Here is a 16,783-nt window from a genome sequence, read left to right on the forward strand (position 1 = left end):
GTGAGGCGGTGCCCTGCAATCCGGGCGCCGCCACACGACGGGCGGTATCGATTCGCTCGTCAGCGACCGGATCTGCCACCGACATCACCTCATGCTGCCCGGTCGGCGGCGGTCGACGCTTCCTGACCCTTGGCCTGCAGCAGCTGTTGGCGCTTGTCGTCCTTGGTCCACCAGGTGCGCTTACCGGGCTTGCGCGCTTCGTACCCGAGTTGCCAGACGGTGCTCCAGCAAATGAGCTCCTTGAGTTTCGCGCCCGGCCAGCCGCCGAGGTAATGCTTGTTGGCGGTGTCGTGCTTGTCGGAGACCTGAAAGATGCCGGCGCTACGGCCCAGGCTGATGCACTGGCCGGCGAACCCGACGTCGATGGTCGCGGGCTGCTTGCCCGCAATCCGGCTGAGCACCGTCTCGGCGGCCTGCGGGCCGAGCTGGACCGCGGACTGGCAGCCCATCCGGAACGGCAGACCCGACGGTGCCGCCGAATCGCCCGCCGCGACGACCCGCTCATCGTCCACGCTGGTCAACGTCTCGTCGGTGAGCAGACGGCCCGCGGCGTCGGTGCTCAGCCCGCTCCGCGCGGCCAGGTCCGGCACACCGAAACCGGCGGTCCAGATGGTGACCGCGCTCCGCAGTGTGTGGCCGCCACTCAGCTCCACGGTGTCGCGCGTCACCGCCGTCACCTTCGCCTCGCCGCCTTCGAGCACGATCACACCGAGCTTGGCCAACCGCTCGGCGACCACGCGTCGGCCGCGAGGGTGCAGGTACGGGCCGAGCACTCCGCCGCACACCAGGGTGACGTGGCGGCCCTGCTCGGCCAGCTCGGCGGCGATCTCGATACCGGTCGGACCGGCTCCGACGACCGTCACCGCGGCCGTGTCGGGCGTGGCGCCGAGGACCGGCCGCAGCCGCTGCGCATCCTCGATGGTGGCGATCGGGTAGGCGAACTCGGTGGCTCCGGGCACGCGCGGGTCGACGCTGCCGCTGCCGACCGCGTAGATCAGGTAGTCGTAGCTCACCGCGCCGCCGCCCGCCAACTTCGCGCTGCGCCCGTCGGAGTCGATCCGTGTCACCGTGTCGACGACCAAGAGCACGCGCTCGCTCAGGACCTTTCCGTAGTCGGCGAGCGCTTCGTGGGTCCCGGCCACCAGCTGGTGCAGGCGGATCCGCTCGACGAAGTTCGGGCGCGGGTTGATCAGGGTCACCCTCACGTCGTCGCGCTGCGTGAGCCGATTGGCCGCCATCACTCCGGCGTATCCGCCGCCGATCACGACAACCTCGGTGATGTTCTCGGTCATGGTGTCTCCTTCGTTCGAGAGTCGGCATGGAGACACCGCGTCGTCGATTGTTGTGACAGGTCTATGAGGTAGATCACTCCGCATGGTTCGTCCGCGGGTGCGCCCTCGCACCCAGCCACGTCTGATCAGGCTTTGGCGAGACCGCGTCGGTGATGGTCGAGCCGGTGATGATCATCGCGACGATGAATTCGATGAATTGATCGCGGTCGACGTCGAGTTCACGGCGCAGCCACAGGGCGGTGACGTCGAAAATGCCCGGCACGACGGTCTGGGCGGCCAGTTGGGCGTTGCGATCGTCGGCGATCCGGTCGCCGAGCACCTGGCGGGCCTGCGGTGACCGCACTTTCGGCCGTCACGACCATTCGGCCGACAATCGCCAGGGCACGCTCGTCGGCCGGTCCGACTGAACACCGCGACGCTGTCCTCACCGCCACCTCATCGGCCGCGACATCACCAGACATCGACCGCCATTCGGTATTCGGTGTTCCGCGCCGCCGTGTGTCACGAGGAGGAAGCCGCCGCCGAGCACTTCGCCATGTTGTGCGTTTCGACGCCGTTCAGGCGGGCGCGGGGCGGGTGCGGTCGGTAGCCAGCAGGGCAGCGATGGCGCCGAGCATGGTGCCGGTGATGTAGCGCTGCGTGCGCAACCACAGGGGCCGCTTGGTAAGGAAGGTCGCGAGGCCGCCCGCACCGAGGACGATCAGTCCGTTCACGGTGAGCGCCACCGCGATCTGCACCGCCCCCAGGCACAGGCTCTGCAACCACACCTTGCCGTGCTCCGGCGTCACGAACTGCGGAATCAACGCCATGTACATGATCGCGATCTTCGGATTCAGCAGATTGGTGACCAGCCCCATCGTGAACAGCCGTCGCGTCGGATCGGCCGACAGCGCCGCGGGCGCGAACACCGAAACCCCACCCGGCCGCAACGCCTGCCACGCAAGCCACCCAAGATAAGCGGCCCCCGCCAGCTTCACCGCCAGATACAGCCCCGGCACCACCGCGAACACGGCCGTGATCCCAGCAGTCGCCGCCGCCAGATAAACCCCGAACCCCGCCGCCACCCCACCCAACGACACCAGCCCGGCCCGCCGCCCTTGCGACACCGTCCGCGACACCAGATACATCATGTTCGGCCCCGGCGTGAGCACCATCCCCAACGCCGCCACCGCAACCCCCACCACCGCCGCCATCTCGATCATGCCCCCGATCCTCACCTGCCCGTTCCCCGCCGTCTCGGTCCAGTTGACGGTTGCTGGTCGTCGTCCGGGGAGGGCATCGCGCCCTTGCAGTGTCACACCTATCGCTGCCAGCGTCGATGAAGCCCATCAATGTGGCTGGTTTTGCCTCGCTCACAGCGGCTTGTATATAGGATTCATTCTATATAGGATTGATGCTATGCGCCTGTACGCGGTCGAGATCGAGCCGGAGGTGGTCGAGTGGCTGCGCTCGCTCTCGGACAAGGATTTCGGTCGCGTCGATGTGTACGTGGGCATGCTCGCGGAAAACGCGGAGACCTGGGTGAACCATGGTCGCGCAACCTCGGCGACGGTGTGCGTGAACTACGGTTCCACCTGCACCCACTGGAGATGCGCATCACCTACTGGCTCGCGCCTGGGCGACGGGTGGTCCTGCTGACAGTTTTCCGCAAAACTCGGATGCGGGAAGCCGCGGAGGTGGAGCGGGCAAAGGCTCTCCGTAAGGTGTGCGAGGCCGAACATGACTACGCCAGAACCAGTTTCGATAGAAAGGTAACCGGCGATGGCTGACCACAAGTCGATGGACGAGCTGCGGCGGGAGCGAGTTGATCGTTCTGACTTCAACGCCGCCGAGTACAACGCCGGCCGCGAAGAGGCCCGACTGGCTATTGAATTCGCCAACGCTATTCGGGAACGTCGCTTGGAACTCGGACTGACGCAGACGCAGTTGGCCGAGCGTGCCGGGCTGCGCCAGCCGGATGTTTCGCGGCTCGAATCCGGTGGCGGCACGCCCACCATCGGCATGCTCGAGAGGCTGGCTTACGCACTCGAGTTGCGGTTTGTCGCCCGATTCGAGAAGGGCGACGCGGCCTGACGGATCGCTCCAACAGCACGAAAGCCCGCCCTCGTCGGCGGTCATGCCGCGAGTAGCGTTCGTGCCCGTTCGTTGAAGTCGGCGACCAGTGGATGTGCTCCGAACGCCATCATGCGCTGCTGTACGTCGCGGACGGCTTCCACCGAGCGCGAGGACTTGACCCTGCGGGAGAGGTCCAGCGTCCGCACTCCGGCTGCGTGGGCAGCTTCGAGGTCCCGTTTCTGCATATGCACGACTGCCAAGGCGGCATGAGACAGCGCCCCGCGCCGCGCCCGGTTCTGCGTGCGGGCGTAGGCGATGGACCGGCGCGCGTGCGGTTCGGCTTCGTCCGGTTGTCCGAGATCACGAAAGGCGTTCGCCCACTCGCCGCAGATGTACGCCTGATCGATGAACCGCGCCCATTCCGGCTCTCGGTCGGATTCGACAACGGCGAAGGCGCGCTCTGCGGCGTTGATGGCATGCGCGACGCCGGACTTGTCGCCCATGGCTGCCAGCGCCCGCGCTTCGAGCGTCCACAGGTCCGCAAGGCAAGCGGGAGCGTTCACCTTCGACAGACCTTGGCGACCGGCCTGGGCGAGTCGTCGGCCTTCGTGCGGATGCCCCAGCAGCGTCGCCTGATCGGCCATCCCCGCAAGCACGTGAGCTCCGAGCGCGGTGTCGCGCGACTCTTCCGCGAGGCGGAGTGCCTGAATGAGGTATCGCTGCGCGGCACCGTGCTCACCGTTGTCGAACGCCATCCAGCCGAGCAGATAAGTCTGTTCGGCTGCTGCGCTGTACAGCGCTAGACGGACTTCCTCGCTGTGCGTTCGTCGCAGCAGCGGGTACACATGCTCGTTCATGTACGCCGCCAATACGAGGCGGCCTGAGCCGCCACCTTGGAAGATGTCCATCTCTTGGAACGTGCCGAACATGTTCTTCACGGCGGTGACATCCTCGAGACGCACCCGTTGCCGTTCATCGGGAAGTTGGTCGAGCGTGTTGAGCAACCAGTCCCGGGACGGTCCGATGGCCGCGACGGCCGCAAACGACGCCGTGGTCAGGAATTTCCTACGATCCACGTCTGCCCTCCCAAGGTCTGCGACTGCTTCGACTGTCTGTGTCCACGATGGGTGGTAGACGAGTGCACGGTCAACGGTCGACGCGTCGCCCAGGCCGAGATCGTATGTCGTCACTCGGTAGCCGAAACGTTTGGAGAACAGGTCAGCGAGAATCGCCGGAACCGGCGGGCGGGGCTGCTCTCCCTCGTCCACCCAGCGGCGCACGCTCGACGTGTCCGGTCTGATCTGGGGTTCACCCCATTCGATCGCCAGGGCACGCACGCGACGCGCCAGTTCTCCACGACTCCAACCCGACCGGGTCAACCACTCGGAAAGGTGCATATTCGGACTGTCCATCAGACCTGCCATTTCGTCACCGGAACCGGGCGATCCACCACCTTTCAACACCCGCTGCGACCTTACTCTCGGCAACTCGAAGGTGTGTGCTGAATACGCGTCCGGTCGAGAGGTTCTGTCCCATCTCCGGGGACCATTTCAGGGGGATGGCGGTGACGGGCGCACCCAAGGCCAACGATACAAGCAGAGGTCTTTCCTATGGACCACATAGCTTTTGGCGACACGCCACTGTCCCGCGTCAACTACTACCGGCAGGTGTGTGACCTGCCCGCAGTCATCGACCCGCCCTGCATGGGCAGGATCATCATGCGCGCAACGCACGTGTGGGGGATCGTCATGCCCGCCCCGCTCGGTGCAGCGGTCAGAAAACATATGCGGCAACAGCATCCGAACGTTGGCCCGATAATGTCGCACCCACGGTCGAGGCGGTGGACCATCCTCACCAGACCCGACCTGCCCGACGAGGTGCGACTGTTCGCGGAACTGTATCGGCTGAATGTATCGATCGTCCGGACCGGAGGCACGATTGCGTTGCCGAGCCCGGACCAGCGATCCGCGCATTTGCGGCTGTGGGTCGAACCGCCGAACTGCCCGTTTCGCCCATCCGGTCTGGTCGTGGTCGACGCCATTCGAGCGTGTGCTGGGCCAGGCAAGCCCCCGAGGGCGGCGGCGCATGTCTGAATCCAGGCATAGGTCGGTGATGGGCAGCGCTGAACCCGCTGACGCCAACACATCTCCCAGACCGACCGAGCCCGATGTCCGCCTCAGTGTGTTCTGGCACGGCCTGCACCTCGAATTCGCCGCCTGCACCACGGCCGCACACGCATTCGTCAAGGAGTGGCGGGCGGCCCACTACGGCGACGCGGTGGACGTCTTTCCGGACGGTCCGGAGGGCCTTCCTCGCCTCCCATGCGAACGTCTCTACCTCGAGTCATGATCGGAGAAACGCCTCCGGCGTCGGCCGCTTCGGCGAGAGCGCGGCGCCGATCGTCTATTGCTTCGAGTGGGGCTTTGGCCAACCAGGGGCTGTCGATTAGCCCTGCGCCAATTCCAGATACGGCTGTCCGAGGTGGCCCGGTGGCTGAACGGATTGGAAGCTGGAATCCGGCTGGAGAACATCGCCACTGTGCACGCGTCGGAATAGCTCGGACCCCTGCAAGTTGTGAATCGCCTGGATAGGGGTGGAGCCTGCGACGAAGATGTAGAAATTGTGGACGGTGTAGTCGAACTTGAAGCTGGGGAGGTTGGACCAGCAGTATCCGGGGGTTCCTGCTACCGAGCTAAGCCTCTCCGCCGGCATACCGGACGATGCCATGACTAGGCGATCCCACTGGCCAGCCCACCCCGCGGCTTCCGTCAGTGTCCGCAGCGAATACGTTCCGGGTTGCGCGGCCAATTTGCGGATGACGCGCTCCAACTCGTCGGAAGAGCCCAGAGGCTCGGCCCGCGACTTCAGGTCGAAGGTCGCCGCGCACTGCGCAGCAGCCTCGTTGCGGTCATCCGACGGCGAGCACGCCGCACTGGCCAGCAGGCACCCTGTTACCGCCATGATTTGAAGTAAAGCACGCACGGGATCACCGACCAGCCGGAAGTGGGATGTCAGCACGCGCAGGGTGCCCGTTTTCTTCCACTTCGACCTGGTTGCTCCATGCGACCTGGCCGTCCGGGTCGAGCACGATCGCACCTCCATTTTGGATTCGTTGATTGATCAATCGCTGTAGCTCTTCTGGTGAAGAATTCGGATTGTCGATGGCGATCTGTCGTCCAATCGAGTTGTTGTGCAGATCCATCGCTTCTCGCGCTGGGGGGTTCGCGCCCAGTCCTTCGTGCGCGGTGCCGTAATTCTCGGTCCACTCCGCGCCGTACCGCTGTGTCATCAGCGCGTTCCAGTACATGTGCCGGAATGCATCGCCATGGCCATCGTTGAGGGCGTTCTCTTCCGGATGCGGGTAAGTCTTCTTGGCGGCGGCCTCGGCTTGGGCTTTGATCTCGAAGAAGTCCGTAATCTCACTGATTGCGTTGGTTCCTGGCCGGGCCATCCGTGACGAGAGGAGCGCTATCTCCTCAGGCGTCATCAGGATCGGTTGGAAGTCGGGACGGACTGCGCGGATGCGGTCGAGGATGAAGCCGGATGGCCACAACGTGGCTGGCGCACTCGACGGAGCAGTCTGGAATTTCGTAAGGACTTCGGCGAGACTTGGGTCTTGAGGCATTTTGGTGACTCCGCGCTGCGTTTCCGGTGAAAGATCTTCCAGTAGCCGCTTGATCTTCTCCGCGCCTTGCAGATCGGCTTGCTGGATAGCTGTCAACGCAGCCCGAATCTGTGTTGTCAGGTAGAGTTCGAGCCCTTCTTTTTCTACGAGGCCGGTGGGACCGTACTTCATGAGTACCTCGGTGTTGGACATCCTGGAGTCAACTCCGCCGTTGTCTCTGACGAAGGAATCAAACTTGGCGGATTCTGCTTCAGCCTTCTTGTCCTTGATCACATCGATGTAGCCGACGATCGCATCGATCTGAATGTAAACCTGCTGTTGGATATCGATGAGAACCTGCTTGGTCCGCCGAGCATGGTCCCGATCCTCAGCCGCTCGATTGCGGGCAGAATCGGCGACTGACCCCTTGAAATAGGTATATGACATGTCGATGCGTGATGCCGCTTGGTGTGTCTGCTCATCGATCCGCAGCGCCGCGTCCTTGAACGCGTTGGCGATGGCGATTGTGGCGCGTGGATCCCAGGACAGGACCATCGGCACCGTCAGAGGCGTCGTGTAGCTTCCACCGCTCATCGCTGACCTGCCTCCCGAAGACCGGTGGCCCAGGCTTGGTCACGGTTCACGAACTCGACTACGGCAGTGTCCGTGACGTCGGCGAAGTCGCTCAGTTGCTTCGCGTGGTAGTCCACCACGTCGTTCAGCGCCGCAGCGATCTGGTCGACAGAGTCTGCGACCTGCGAGTTTTCCATGGTCTTGACCGCGACGACGTCCCTGGCCAGCGGTTTCAACTGTCGTATGGTGTCGGCGTGGCCACGTACTATCCCGGCCATCTCGCGTGTCTTGTCCGGATCAAGTTCGAGTTCGCTCACCGCGCCCCCCTCCATTGGCAGATTTGTAGCCATGCTACTGGCCCAGCCACCGCACCGACCAGTGCGGGCGGGCGGAGTCCGCTGATTGTCGCTGTGAGCAAATGCCAACCAGCACAACGATTCTGCCCATCCAGTGTTTTCATGCGGTGCGCGCCCGGGCCACTGGGAATAGCGGTCACTATCCGGTGGTCCTCGACCGCGGCCAGCCAACGACAGTGACGAAGTCGGTTCGCTGCCTCCCTCACACCGTCACGGTTGCTGGTCGTCAGGGAAGGTATCGCGCCCTCCCGTTGTTACACCCAATCGCTGCCATGCCCGCCCACCGCCGAGAAGGGCCCGGTAACCTGCGGGGTTGTCAGGGGGATCGGGGAGAATGGCGGGGAATCGATACGAGGAGGGACTGTGACCGACGGTCCGCTGATTGTGCAGAGTGACAAAACGCTGCTGTTGGAGGTCGACCACGAGTTGGCCGATACGGCGCGGCAGGCGATCGCGCCGTTCGCCGAGTTGGAGCGGGCGCCGGAGCATGTGCATACCTACCGGGTAACGCCGCTGGCGCTGTGGAACGCGCGGGCGGCGGGGCACGATGCCGAGCAGGTGGTGGACGCGCTGGTCAGTTTCTCCCGGTACGCGGTGCCGCAGCCACTGTTGGTCGACGTGGTCGACACCATGGCGCGCTACGGCAGGTTGCAGCTGGTCAAGCATCCTGCGCACGGATTGACGCTGGTCAGCCTGGATCGCGCGGTGCTGGAGGAGGTGCTCCGGCACAAGAAGATCGCGCCGATGCTCGGCACCCGCATCGACGACGACACCGTGGTGGTGCACCCGTCCGAGCGCGGCCGGATCAAGCAGATGCTGCTGAAGATCGGCTGGCCCGCCGAGGACCTCGCCGGCTACGTCGACGGCGAGGCCCACCCGATCGAACTCGACTACGTGACCGACGGCTGGCATCTGCGCGACTACCAGCAGATGGCGGCCGACTCGTTCTGGGCGGGCGGGTCCGGTGTGGTGGTGCTGCCCTGCGGCGCGGGCAAGACGATGGTCGGCGCCGCGGCGATGGCCAAGGCGAAGGCGACCACGCTGATCCTGGTGACCAATACGGTGGCGGGCAGGCAGTGGCGTCGCGAACTGCTCGCGCGCACCTCGCTCACCGAGGACGAGATCGGCGAGTACTCCGGCGAACGCAAGGAGATCCGCCCGGTCACCATCGCCACCTATCAGGTGATCACCCGCCGCACCAAGGGCGAGTACAAGCACCTGGAACTGTTCGACAGCCGCGACTGGGGCCTGGTCATCTACGACGAGGTCCACCTGCTGCCCGCCCCGGTCTTCCGGATGACCGCCGATCTCCAGTCCCGCCGCCGCCTCGGCCTGACCGCGACCTTGGTCCGCGAGGACGGCCGCGAAGGGGACGTGTTCTCCCTGATCGGGCCGAAGCGCTACGACGCGCCGTGGAAGGACATCGAGTCCCAAGGGTGGATCGCCCCCGCCGAGTGCATCGAGGTCCGGGTCACGCTGACCGATGCGGAACGAATGTCGTACGCGACCGCGGAGCCGGAGGAGCGCTACAAGTTGTGCTCCACCGCGCACACCAAAATCGCTGTGGTCGAGTCGATTCTGGCCCAACATCAGGACGCGCCGAGCCTGGTCATCGGCGCCTACTTGGAACAGTTGGACGAACTCGGCGCCGCGCTCGACGCCCCGGTGATCCAGGGTTCGACGAAAACCAAAGACCGCGAGGAACTTTTCGACGCGTTCCGGCGCGGGGAGATCCCGGTGCTTGTGGTGAGCAAGGTCGCGAACTTTTCCATCGATTTGCCGGAAGCGTCGGTGGCCGTGCAGGTCTCGGGCACCTTCGGTTCGCGCCAGGAGGAGGCACAGCGCCTCGGCCGCTTGCTGCGGCCGAAGCACGACGGCGGCCAGGCCCATTTCTACTCGGTGGTCGCCCGCGACACCCTCGACGCCGAATACGCCGCACATCGCCAGCGTTTTCTCGCCGAGCAGGGGTATGCCTATCGCATCACGGATGCCGACGACTTGCTCGGCCCCGCCATCGGATAAGCGGAGGCAATTCCTCCGCAAGCTGTGCTAGGAATGAGTGCGTGCGACGCTTCGAATTCGCGGTGGACCGCAGGCACGCCCACGCGGTCAACGAAGTCTTCGCCGACCTTCGACGCCTGCGCCTCATGGCGATCGCCGCCGCGGTGGTCGCGGCGACCGGAACGGCGTTCCTGATCTGGCTGAACCACACCTGGGCGTATCTGCTCGCGGTCGCGTTCGCGCTCGGCGCGGTGACCGCGCTGTGGGTGGCGCTGTGGACGCCGCGGCATTCCAGCATCGACAAGCTCTACGCGGACGGCCCGCTGGTTCCGGCGGTGGTCTCGGAGACCTATCCGTCCGGCGTGGTGCTCCTCGCCCTGGTCGATGTGTCCACGCCGGAAACGCGGGACCCTCGCTACGCCCTGGTCACCAGAAAGGTCCGCACGCTGCCCGGCCACAAGGCCAAGGCGGGCGAGCGGGTGCCCTCGGTGGCGGTGCGCACGGACCGGGCGCCGCGGCAGGTGGGCGAGCGCTGGCAGTCGGTGAGCGCCATGCCGATCGCGTGGGGCACCACCGACGGTTCGGTCATCGAACGCGCCCGCGCCGCGATCAGCGAGGTCGAGTGGCGGCTGCTCACCGACAATCTCGCGCTTGCCGACAAGGTGCGGCGCACCGCCACGAAACGACTGCTGCTCGATCCGCACCAGCTGCCGGGTGAGCTCGGGTCCTGAATCCGGCTGCGAACTCCCGGTTTCCGGTTGCGGGTATGCCTACACTCGAAAGATGGTCCCAGCGTCCAATTTGCTGGCATTTATCGCCGCCGCAGTCGTCATCATCGTGGTGCCGGGCCCCGGCGTGCTGTTCACCGTCGGTCGCGCGCTCACCCTCGGCCGGCGAGCGGCGCTGTTCTCGGTGCTCGGGCACGCCGCGGGTGTCTACGTCGCGTTGGTCCTGGTCGCGATCGGGCTCGGCGCACTGCTCACGGCGTCGGCGCTGGCGCTCACCGTGGTGAAATTCGCGGGCGCGGTGTACCTGATGTATCTGGGAATCCAAGCTGTTCGCCAGCGCGGGGCGTTGCAGGCGGCGCTGGGCGCCCCGGTCGAACCGGCGACCAATGCGCGGGTGCTGCGCCAGAGCGCGATCGTCGGGCTCACCAATCCCAAGGCGATCGTCTTCTTCTCCGCGGTGCTGCCGCACTTCGCCGACCCGGCCGGCGGCTCGTTGTCCTGGCAATTCCTGCTTCTGGGCACGGTCTTCCTCGCTATCGCGCTGGTGTCCGACAGCGCGTGGGCACTGCTGGCCGCCTCGGCCAGGTCCTGGTTCGCCCGGTCGCCGCGCAGGCTGGAGGCGGTCGGCGGCGCGGGCGGTGTGATGATCTTCGGTGTCGGCGCGTCGGTGGCGTTGACCGGCAGCGCCGACTGAAGCGTCTACCATCCTGCGAGGTCGGTGCGTCGGCATCGAAAAGAGGTGGGGTTGCAGAGGGGTGGTCGTTCGTATGAGGTTGTCCGGCTGGATGTGCGCCGCGGTCGCCTGCGCGTTCGTCACCGCGTCGTCGCCGCCCGCGAACGCCGACTCGTCCGCGGACCCGCTCGTCGGCGCGCCCGGCCTGGGTGATCCCTACTACCCGCTGGACGGCAACGGCGGCTACGACGTGCGGCACTACCGCGTCGGCATCGACTACGACCCGCCGAGCCGCCTGCTCACCGGATCCACCACCGTCTTCGCTACCGCCACCCAGGCGCTGCGCACGTTCAACCTGGACTTCGCCGGGCCGGAGGTGCGCATGGCGTCGGTGAACGGCCTGCCCGCCGCGTTCGACCGCAACGGTGAGCACGAGTTGACCGTGACGCCGCTGCTTCCGCTGCTGCCCGGCCTGCCGTTCGTCGTCACCGTCGACTACGCGGGCCCAGCTGTGGACACCGAGGGCGAGGGTTGGACCTTCGCGCCCAGCGGGGGCGCGTTCGTCGCGGGCGAGCCGCACTCGGCGACGAGCTGGTACCCGCTCAACGACACCCCGTTGGACAAGGCCACGTTCGAGCTGCACGCTACGGTCCCTGCGGAATGGGAGGTGGTGTCCACCGGTGTGCGAACCGCGAACGTGGTGCGCGATGACAAGCGGACGGTGGGCTGGGTTACCGCCAAGCCGGTGCTCGGCTATCTGACCACCGTCGCCATCGACAAGTTCGACTACCTCGAGCAGCGCCGTGCCAATGGCACCCCGCTGATCAGCGCGTTCGCGCCGAACACGGAAGGCCGTCATCGCGAGATCGAGCAGCGGCTGCCGGAGATCCTCGATTTCACCGAACACCTCTACGGCCCATATCCGTTCGAGACAGCCGGCGGCATCTACCTGGACGCCGATATCGAGTTCTCCCTGGAAACCCAGACCCGCCCCATCTACGCGCCGAAGAGCGACCTGCAGACCGTCGTACACGAGATCGCGCACCAGTGGTGGGGCGACTGGGTGTCGGTGCGCCACTGGTCGGACATCTGCCTCAACGAGTGCTTCGCCAGCTACACCGCCGACTACCTGTGGCCGGAGCGGATCGAAGGCGAGAACGTCGACGAGAACTACCGCGAAACCATCCGCAAGTACCGCGACAATGAGAAGTTCTGGCGCGTTCCGCTGGAAAACCCCGGTGCCGGTTACGAATTCACCTCGGTCTACTACCGTGGCCCGATCTTCTTGCACGCGCTGCGCAAGCAGATCGGCGACGCGGTGTTCTTCTCCGCTGTGCGCGACTTCCTCGCGGCACACGCCTACGGCAATGCCTCCATGCCGGAGTTCCGCGCTTTCGTGCAGTCCAGGTCGCCCATGGACCTGACCGGCTTCTTCGACGCGTGGCTCAACCGCACCGAGCCGCCGCCGGAGGAGTATTTGTTCCCGGAGGCACTGCGGGACTGAGTGCGGGTTATCAGGCGTCGGCGACGCGCTGGCGCGCTTTCGTCACCCTGCGTTCGGCCCGATCCAGCTGGCGTTGTGCGGTGTGCAGGTGCTCCTTCGCCGACCGCTCGGCCGACTTGCGGAACTGCCGCTGCTCTTCGGCATGCGTGAGTTCGTCGCGCAACGCGGCGACGCGCGCGTCCACGTCGGACAGTGCCCGCGTTGCGTCGTCGAGCGTTGATTGCGCCGAATCCCGCTCCGCACGGGCGGATTCCAGTGCTTCCTGCGCCTCCTCCAGTTCTCGGCGCGCACTGTCGTCCGCCTTCGGCTCCGTCGGCGCCCGGCGCGGTGTCGCCGGTTCGGGCACCGCGAGCAGATTCGGCCCGCTCGGCCCGAAGCCTTCGTAGCTCGCCGCCGTGGCGAGCGTTCCGGTGCGCAGCCGCTCGGCCACGTCTGGTTTGGCGAGGGCGGCCGTCAATGTCTGGCCGACCTCCCGCACGACGCCATCGCCCACCGGGTGCCCGTGTTCGGCGGCCAGCGCGCCCGCCTTCTTGGCCAGCGCGTTGACCAGCTGCTGCCGCTGGGCGGTGAGGCTGCGCAGCTGTTCGGCGGACAGCTCTCGCTGTGCCGCGGCCAGCGCCGCGCCGAGCCGCAACAGGGCTTCCACGTCGTCGGGCGCCGCGCGGGCGAGCAGATTCGCCGTCCACGCGGACAGGGTGGGTTTGCGCAGTTTGCCGATCGCGGTCGCGAGCTGCTTGTCGCCCGCCTCCTTCGCCGCTGCGACGCGATCCGCGCGAGCGGCGACGAACTCGGCGGGAGCCAATCCGTACAGGTCGTTCGCGACGTCCTGGACCGTCATACCGACCAAGCGTAACGACTCGGTCTCGCGCAGCGACACAAACCGCATGCTGGACAAAGGTCCAGCCGGTGAAATGCGAAAGGCATTGCTAGTGAATTACTCTGCGTTCCAATTGCTCGGCCGTCTGGTGCCGAACATCATCGGTCTGTCCCTCCTAGGGCTCCTCGGGCTGTACATGTAGCCCGCCGTGCCGCGGTTGGATACCCATCCGGCTGATGCGGCCGCCGTGGTCGGGCGGGTATCCTCACCGCGTTCACGACCGGTGAACGTGTTCGGTGAGAGAGGTTTACAGGTGAAGGTTCCAGGAGCGAGGCTGCTGGCACGCATTGTGCTCGCCCTCGTCGCGGTGGCCGCGGTGGTGGTCACGGTTGCCGGATGTTCATTGATCGAGGACGCGGGCAAGTCCGACACGGCCAAGGCCAAGGTCGGCGACTGCATCAACGTCATCGAGGGCTCGGCGGTCGATTCCAAGACCGAGCCGGTCGACTGCTCGTCGGACAAGGCCGTGTACAAGGTCGCGCAGTCCTACGACAAGAAGACCGACTGCGCCGCCGACTACACCTCCTACGAGGAGACCGTGGGCGGTGGCACCACCGCCTTCCTGTGCCTGGCGCCGAACTTCAAGGAAGGCCGCTGCTACAACGAGAGCAGCGCGACCGGGTACAAGCACGTCGACTGCGGTTCCGCGGAAGCGACCTTCCGCGTGGTGAAGCGGATCGACGGTGAGGCAGACGAACTGCTGTGCGGTGCGGATGCCGACGGCTTCCGCGTCATCGAAACCGACCCCAAGGCGACCTTCTGCACGGCCAAGCCGAAGAACTGATCACTCCAACAGGGCAACCGACGCGATCCGGTGCAGTGTGAAGTGCCGGACCGCGCCGGTCACCGGGTCCAGCGCGTCCAACTGCCCGTTGCCCACCTTCAACGGCTCGACCACCCGCTGCGTGGCGACCCCCTGGGCATCGACGTAGCCGATGTTCACCGACCGCCGCACCCGCGCCGCCAGCTGGAGCAGGGCCAGGGTCGCCGCGGTATTGGTCCGGGTGCCGTCCGGGCGCACCGCGTGACCTGATCGTGCGCTCGCGGCACGTTCGCCCGCGCGTAGTTCCGCGACCAGCGATTCCAGTTGCTCGGCGCTGGGCGGCGTCGGGCGATACGGCTGCCGCGCGGCCGGTCGCACCGCGATACGTGCGCCACGCGGGCGCAGATCGACAATCGCGCCCGCCGAATCCTCGCCCACGGGCGCGAAACCGGCCGCCCGCAGCTGTTCCAGTACTTCGCTCAGCGGTGCTTGGGCGATGGCGACGGTCGGCGCGATGGATCGCAGCGCCAGCGCGCTCGCCACCGGCGCGGACAACACCTGTGCGAGCAGCGCCGGGTCGTCGGTGCGGAGGAACGACTGTGCCATTCCCGCCCGCAGCTGACCATGCCGCCGCGCCACGTCATCGATCAGATAGGTGAGGGCCTGCGGGATCGGCGTCCGGGAATGCTTGGCGAACAAGGCGTGTAGCTCCGCCGCGGTCATGCCGGAGTCGAGGGCGCGGCGCACCGAGGACTCACTGATCCGATACACCGTTGCCGCACCGGCCGATTCGACGTCGCCGACCAGGGCGATGCCATGCTGCAGGTCCGTGGTCAGCGGCCCGGGGGCGATCACCGTCAGATCCGCTTGGACCAGCACGTGATCGACCGGCTCCGGCAGCGCCGCCTCCATCTCCGCCTCGGCGTCGGTCACGTTGGTCGCCGCCCCGCGCAGCAGTGCCCGCGCCGGTGAGCCGAGCGCGCCGCGGCCGACGAAACCGAGCGCCGCGGCCTCGGCCAGGGTCTGCTCGATCACCTCCGGCCGGAAATTGCGCCGCCTGCGCGGCTGCCGCCACGCCAGCACCCGGCCGATGTCCGCCGGGTCCAGCGCTGTGCCGGACGGATATTCCGCGAGCAGGCTGAGGATCGCGCGCCGGTCGTGCAGTGCCTGTGGTGTGCGCAGCTCCAGCGACAGCGCCGCCAGCGGCTTGTCGTTGGCATCGCGCATGCCGATCATCCATGGCATCCGGTCCAAGTCGAGCCAGGTGAGCGCCAGGGTGGCCCAGCGCCGGGCGGGCGTCGCCTGGAGCCATGCGTCGACCGCGGGGGTCGGCGCCCAGAAGTCCTCGGTCGAATCGAAGTCGGGTGGCGGGTCCGGCAAACCCTTCTCCAGCAGTTTCGCCGCCGCCAGCAGTTCGACCAGCAAACCGGCCCTCGGCTCGTCGACGCCGGCCTGCTTGGCGATGCGGCGCAGCTCCCGCACACCCAGTCCGCCTGCGCGCAAAGCCGGGGCGGGCGTCTGGCCGAGTACCTCCAGCACGTCGGCGCAGTGCCGCAGCAGCTCACCCACTTCGCCCGCCGTGACGGCGTTGACCTCGGCGGGTGCCTGTTTCGTCGGACGCGGCTGCGGTGGGGTCAGCGCATGGGGGTGGGTGATCGGTTCCCGGCGCAGCACCTGGCCGACCGTGACCGGCAGTTCGACGGTCTCGTCGTCGATCCAGTGCAGCAGCCTCCTCGCGAGCAGCCGCTGAATGGGGCGATCGGCGGGAGTGCCCGGTGCGGCGTCTCTGGTGCGCCCGCGTGGGCCGGTCGTGGCGAGCTTGTCCAGCAGGGCCCGTTCGGCAGGAGCGAGCTCGGCGAGGGCGGCGACCACCTCGGGTTCGGTGAGTGCGTCGGGAATCTCGGTCGCGCTGCCGATCGGCCACGGCAGGGCCTCGGCGGCCGCAGGGATCAGACGCCACCGCTGCTCGTCGTCGAGCCATACCAGTGCGCGTGCGGTCAGGCGCTCGAGCGCTTCGTCGATCGCGGCGGCCGGCACCCGTTCGCTCAGCTGCACGTGCAGGTCTGCACTGCGCGGCGGAGCATCGCCAGGGGTGCGCACGCCCTGCAGCGCAAGGGTTTCCAGGATGGCGAATTCGAGTGTGTTCAGGTTTTCCGTGGCGCGCAGCACCGAGGCGCGCTGCTCGGTGCGGGCGGCGAGCACGGCCATCGAGGAGGGCAGCGGCACGGCCAGGTCCGGCCGAAGCTGCAACAGCGTGACGAGCTGGGCATCACTGCGGCCACCGAGCCATCCGGCGAGGGAGTCGGTCGCGGTCATCCGATCCAGCCTACGGTGCCTGCCGACCGCCCGCCCAGGTC

The 16,783-nt window shown here is 66.7% G+C and carries 18 protein-coding genes; 9 read left to right on the plus strand and 9 right to left on the minus strand.

What is annotated here, in order from left to right; translation table 11 throughout:
* Window positions 1-89: 89 nt before the first annotated feature.
* From IU459_RS13305 to IU459_RS13315, 3 genes are all read right to left on the minus strand, one after another.
* Window positions 90-1,292: an NAD(P)/FAD-dependent oxidoreductase gene (locus IU459_RS13305; RefSeq protein WP_195129819.1), complete on the minus strand. Its 1,203-nt coding sequence runs from the start codon at window positions 1,290-1,292 to the stop codon at window positions 90-92.
* A 73-nt stretch (window positions 1,293-1,365) separates the two neighbouring features.
* Window positions 1,366-1,611 (minus strand): hypothetical protein, encoded by a 246-nt coding sequence (locus tag IU459_RS13310; protein ID WP_195129820.1) that lies wholly within the window; start codon window positions 1,609-1,611, stop codon window positions 1,366-1,368.
* 238 nt (window positions 1,612-1,849) lie between these two features.
* A complete protein-coding gene (locus IU459_RS13315; protein WP_195129821.1) occupies window positions 1,850-2,494 on the minus strand; it encodes a LysE family translocator in 645 nt (214 codons plus the stop codon).
* A 196-nt stretch (window positions 2,495-2,690) separates the two neighbouring features.
* On the opposite strand from IU459_RS13315, the gene IU459_RS38460 reads away from it, so the two are divergent.
* The 3 genes from IU459_RS38460 to IU459_RS13325 are packed head-to-tail and all read left to right on the plus strand — an operon-like array spanning window position 2,691 to window position 3,365.
* On the plus strand, window positions 2,691-2,930 hold the full coding sequence (locus IU459_RS38460) for a hypothetical protein (RefSeq protein ID WP_228837850.1): 240 nt from the start codon (window positions 2,691-2,693) through the stop codon (window positions 2,928-2,930).
* Window positions 2,846-3,061, plus strand: a complete 216-nt coding sequence (locus IU459_RS40065) for a type II toxin-antitoxin system RelE/ParE family toxin (RefSeq protein WP_369123094.1) — start codon at window positions 2,846-2,848, stop codon at window positions 3,059-3,061. The genes IU459_RS38460 and IU459_RS40065 overlap by 85 nt, the downstream gene beginning before the upstream one ends.
* A complete protein-coding gene (locus IU459_RS13325; RefSeq protein WP_195129822.1) occupies window positions 3,054-3,365 on the plus strand; it encodes a helix-turn-helix domain-containing protein in 312 nt (103 codons plus the stop codon). The genes IU459_RS40065 and IU459_RS13325 overlap by 8 nt, the downstream gene beginning before the upstream one ends.
* A gap of 41 nt (window positions 3,366-3,406) precedes the next feature.
* On the opposite strand, the gene IU459_RS13330 is transcribed toward IU459_RS13325, so the two are convergent.
* A complete protein-coding gene (locus IU459_RS13330; protein ID WP_228837851.1) occupies window positions 3,407-4,423 on the minus strand; it encodes a hypothetical protein in 1,017 nt (338 codons plus the stop codon).
* Window positions 4,424-5,432: 1,009 nt separating this feature from the next.
* On the opposite strand from IU459_RS13330, the gene IU459_RS13335 reads away from it, so the two are divergent.
* Window positions 5,433-5,696: a hypothetical protein gene (locus IU459_RS13335; RefSeq protein WP_195129824.1), complete on the plus strand. Its 264-nt coding sequence runs from the start codon at window positions 5,433-5,435 to the stop codon at window positions 5,694-5,696.
* Window positions 5,697-5,792: 96 nt separating this feature from the next.
* On the opposite strand, the gene IU459_RS13340 is transcribed toward IU459_RS13335, so the two are convergent.
* The 3 genes from IU459_RS13340 to IU459_RS13350 are packed head-to-tail and all read right to left on the minus strand — an operon-like array spanning window position 5,793 to window position 7,841.
* Entirely contained in the window at window positions 5,793-6,308 is a 516-nt protein-coding gene (locus IU459_RS13340; RefSeq protein WP_195129825.1) for a hypothetical protein, read from the minus strand.
* A 25-nt stretch (window positions 6,309-6,333) separates the two neighbouring features.
* Window positions 6,334-7,545, minus strand: coding sequence for a DUF6973 domain-containing protein (locus IU459_RS13345; protein WP_195129826.1), 1,212 nt, complete (start codon window positions 7,543-7,545; stop codon window positions 6,334-6,336).
* Window positions 7,542-7,841, minus strand: coding sequence for a hypothetical protein (locus IU459_RS13350; protein ID WP_195129827.1), 300 nt, complete (start codon window positions 7,839-7,841; stop codon window positions 7,542-7,544). The genes IU459_RS13345 and IU459_RS13350 overlap by 4 nt, the downstream gene beginning before the upstream one ends.
* Window positions 7,842-8,243: 402 nt before the next feature.
* Between IU459_RS13350 and IU459_RS13355 the strand changes: the two genes are divergently transcribed.
* The 4 genes from IU459_RS13355 (at window position 8,244) to IU459_RS13370 (ending at window position 12,786) form a co-directional block, all read left to right on the plus strand.
* Window positions 8,244-9,902: a DNA repair helicase XPB gene (locus IU459_RS13355; RefSeq protein ID WP_195129828.1), complete on the plus strand. Its 1,659-nt coding sequence runs from the start codon at window positions 8,244-8,246 to the stop codon at window positions 9,900-9,902.
* A gap of 41 nt (window positions 9,903-9,943) precedes the next feature.
* Complete coding sequence (locus IU459_RS13360) at window positions 9,944-10,612, plus strand: DUF3239 domain-containing protein (RefSeq protein WP_195129829.1); 669 nt, start codon at window positions 9,944-9,946, stop codon at window positions 10,610-10,612.
* 52 nt (window positions 10,613-10,664) lie between these two features.
* Window positions 10,665-11,303, plus strand: coding sequence for a LysE family translocator (locus IU459_RS13365; protein ID WP_195129830.1), 639 nt, complete (start codon window positions 10,665-10,667; stop codon window positions 11,301-11,303).
* A 73-nt stretch (window positions 11,304-11,376) separates the two neighbouring features.
* The gene (locus tag IU459_RS13370; RefSeq protein ID WP_195129831.1) at window positions 11,377-12,786 is read left to right on the plus strand and encodes a M1 family metallopeptidase; all 1,410 of its coding nucleotides are present in this window, start codon (window positions 11,377-11,379) and stop codon (window positions 12,784-12,786) included.
* Between the two features lie 10 nt (window positions 12,787-12,796).
* On the opposite strand, the gene IU459_RS13375 is transcribed toward IU459_RS13370, so the two are convergent.
* Window positions 12,797-13,624 carry a hypothetical protein gene (locus tag IU459_RS13375; RefSeq protein ID WP_195129832.1) on the minus strand — a complete coding sequence of 276 codons (828 nt, stop codon included), beginning with the start codon at window positions 13,622-13,624 and terminating at the stop codon, window positions 12,797-12,799.
* Window positions 13,625-13,916: 292 nt separating this feature from the next.
* Between IU459_RS13375 and IU459_RS13380 the strand changes: the two genes are divergently transcribed.
* Window positions 13,917-14,447 carry an LppU/SCO3897 family protein gene (locus IU459_RS13380; protein WP_195129833.1) on the plus strand — a complete coding sequence of 177 codons (531 nt, stop codon included), beginning with the start codon at window positions 13,917-13,919 and terminating at the stop codon, window positions 14,445-14,447.
* Here the strand turns inward: IU459_RS13380 and IU459_RS13385 are convergent, their stop codons facing one another.
* On the minus strand, window positions 14,448-16,742 hold the full coding sequence (locus tag IU459_RS13385) for a helicase-associated domain-containing protein (RefSeq protein ID WP_195129834.1): 2,295 nt from the start codon (window positions 16,740-16,742) through the stop codon (window positions 14,448-14,450).
* Between the last annotated feature and the right edge of the window lie 41 nt (window positions 16,743-16,783).

It is taken from the genome of Nocardia amamiensis (assembly GCF_015477605.1).
In the GTDB taxonomy this organism is placed as follows: domain Bacteria; phylum Actinomycetota; class Actinomycetes; order Mycobacteriales; family Mycobacteriaceae; genus Nocardia; species Nocardia amamiensis_A.

Coding starts and splice junctions, on each gene's coding strand:
- IU459_RS13305 (WP_195129819.1), bottom strand. CDS start 1,292: ATGACCGAGAACATCACCGAGGTTGTCGTGATCGGCGGCGGATACGCC.
- IU459_RS13315 (WP_195129821.1), bottom strand. CDS start 2,494: ATGATCGAGATGGCGGCGGTGGTGGGGGTTGCGGTGGCGGCGTTGGGG.
- IU459_RS38460 (WP_228837850.1), top strand. CDS start 2,691: ATGCGCCTGTACGCGGTCGAGATCGAGCCGGAGGTGGTCGAGTGGCTG.
- IU459_RS13325 (WP_195129822.1), top strand. CDS start 3,054: ATGGCTGACCACAAGTCGATGGACGAGCTGCGGCGGGAGCGAGTTGAT.
- IU459_RS13335 (WP_195129824.1), top strand. CDS start 5,433: ATGTCTGAATCCAGGCATAGGTCGGTGATGGGCAGCGCTGAACCCGCT.
- IU459_RS13340 (WP_195129825.1), bottom strand. CDS start 6,308: ATGGCGGTAACAGGGTGCCTGCTGGCCAGTGCGGCGTGCTCGCCGTCG.
- IU459_RS13345 (WP_195129826.1), bottom strand. CDS start 7,545: ATGAGCGGTGGAAGCTACACGACGCCTCTGACGGTGCCGATGGTCCTG.
- IU459_RS13365 (WP_195129830.1), top strand. CDS start 10,665: ATGGTCCCAGCGTCCAATTTGCTGGCATTTATCGCCGCCGCAGTCGTC.
- IU459_RS13370 (WP_195129831.1), top strand. CDS start 11,377: ATGAGGTTGTCCGGCTGGATGTGCGCCGCGGTCGCCTGCGCGTTCGTC.
- IU459_RS13375 (WP_195129832.1), bottom strand. CDS start 13,624: ATGACGGTCCAGGACGTCGCGAACGACCTGTACGGATTGGCTCCCGCC.
- IU459_RS13385 (WP_195129834.1), bottom strand. CDS start 16,742: ATGACCGCGACCGACTCCCTCGCCGGATGGCTCGGTGGCCGCAGTGAT.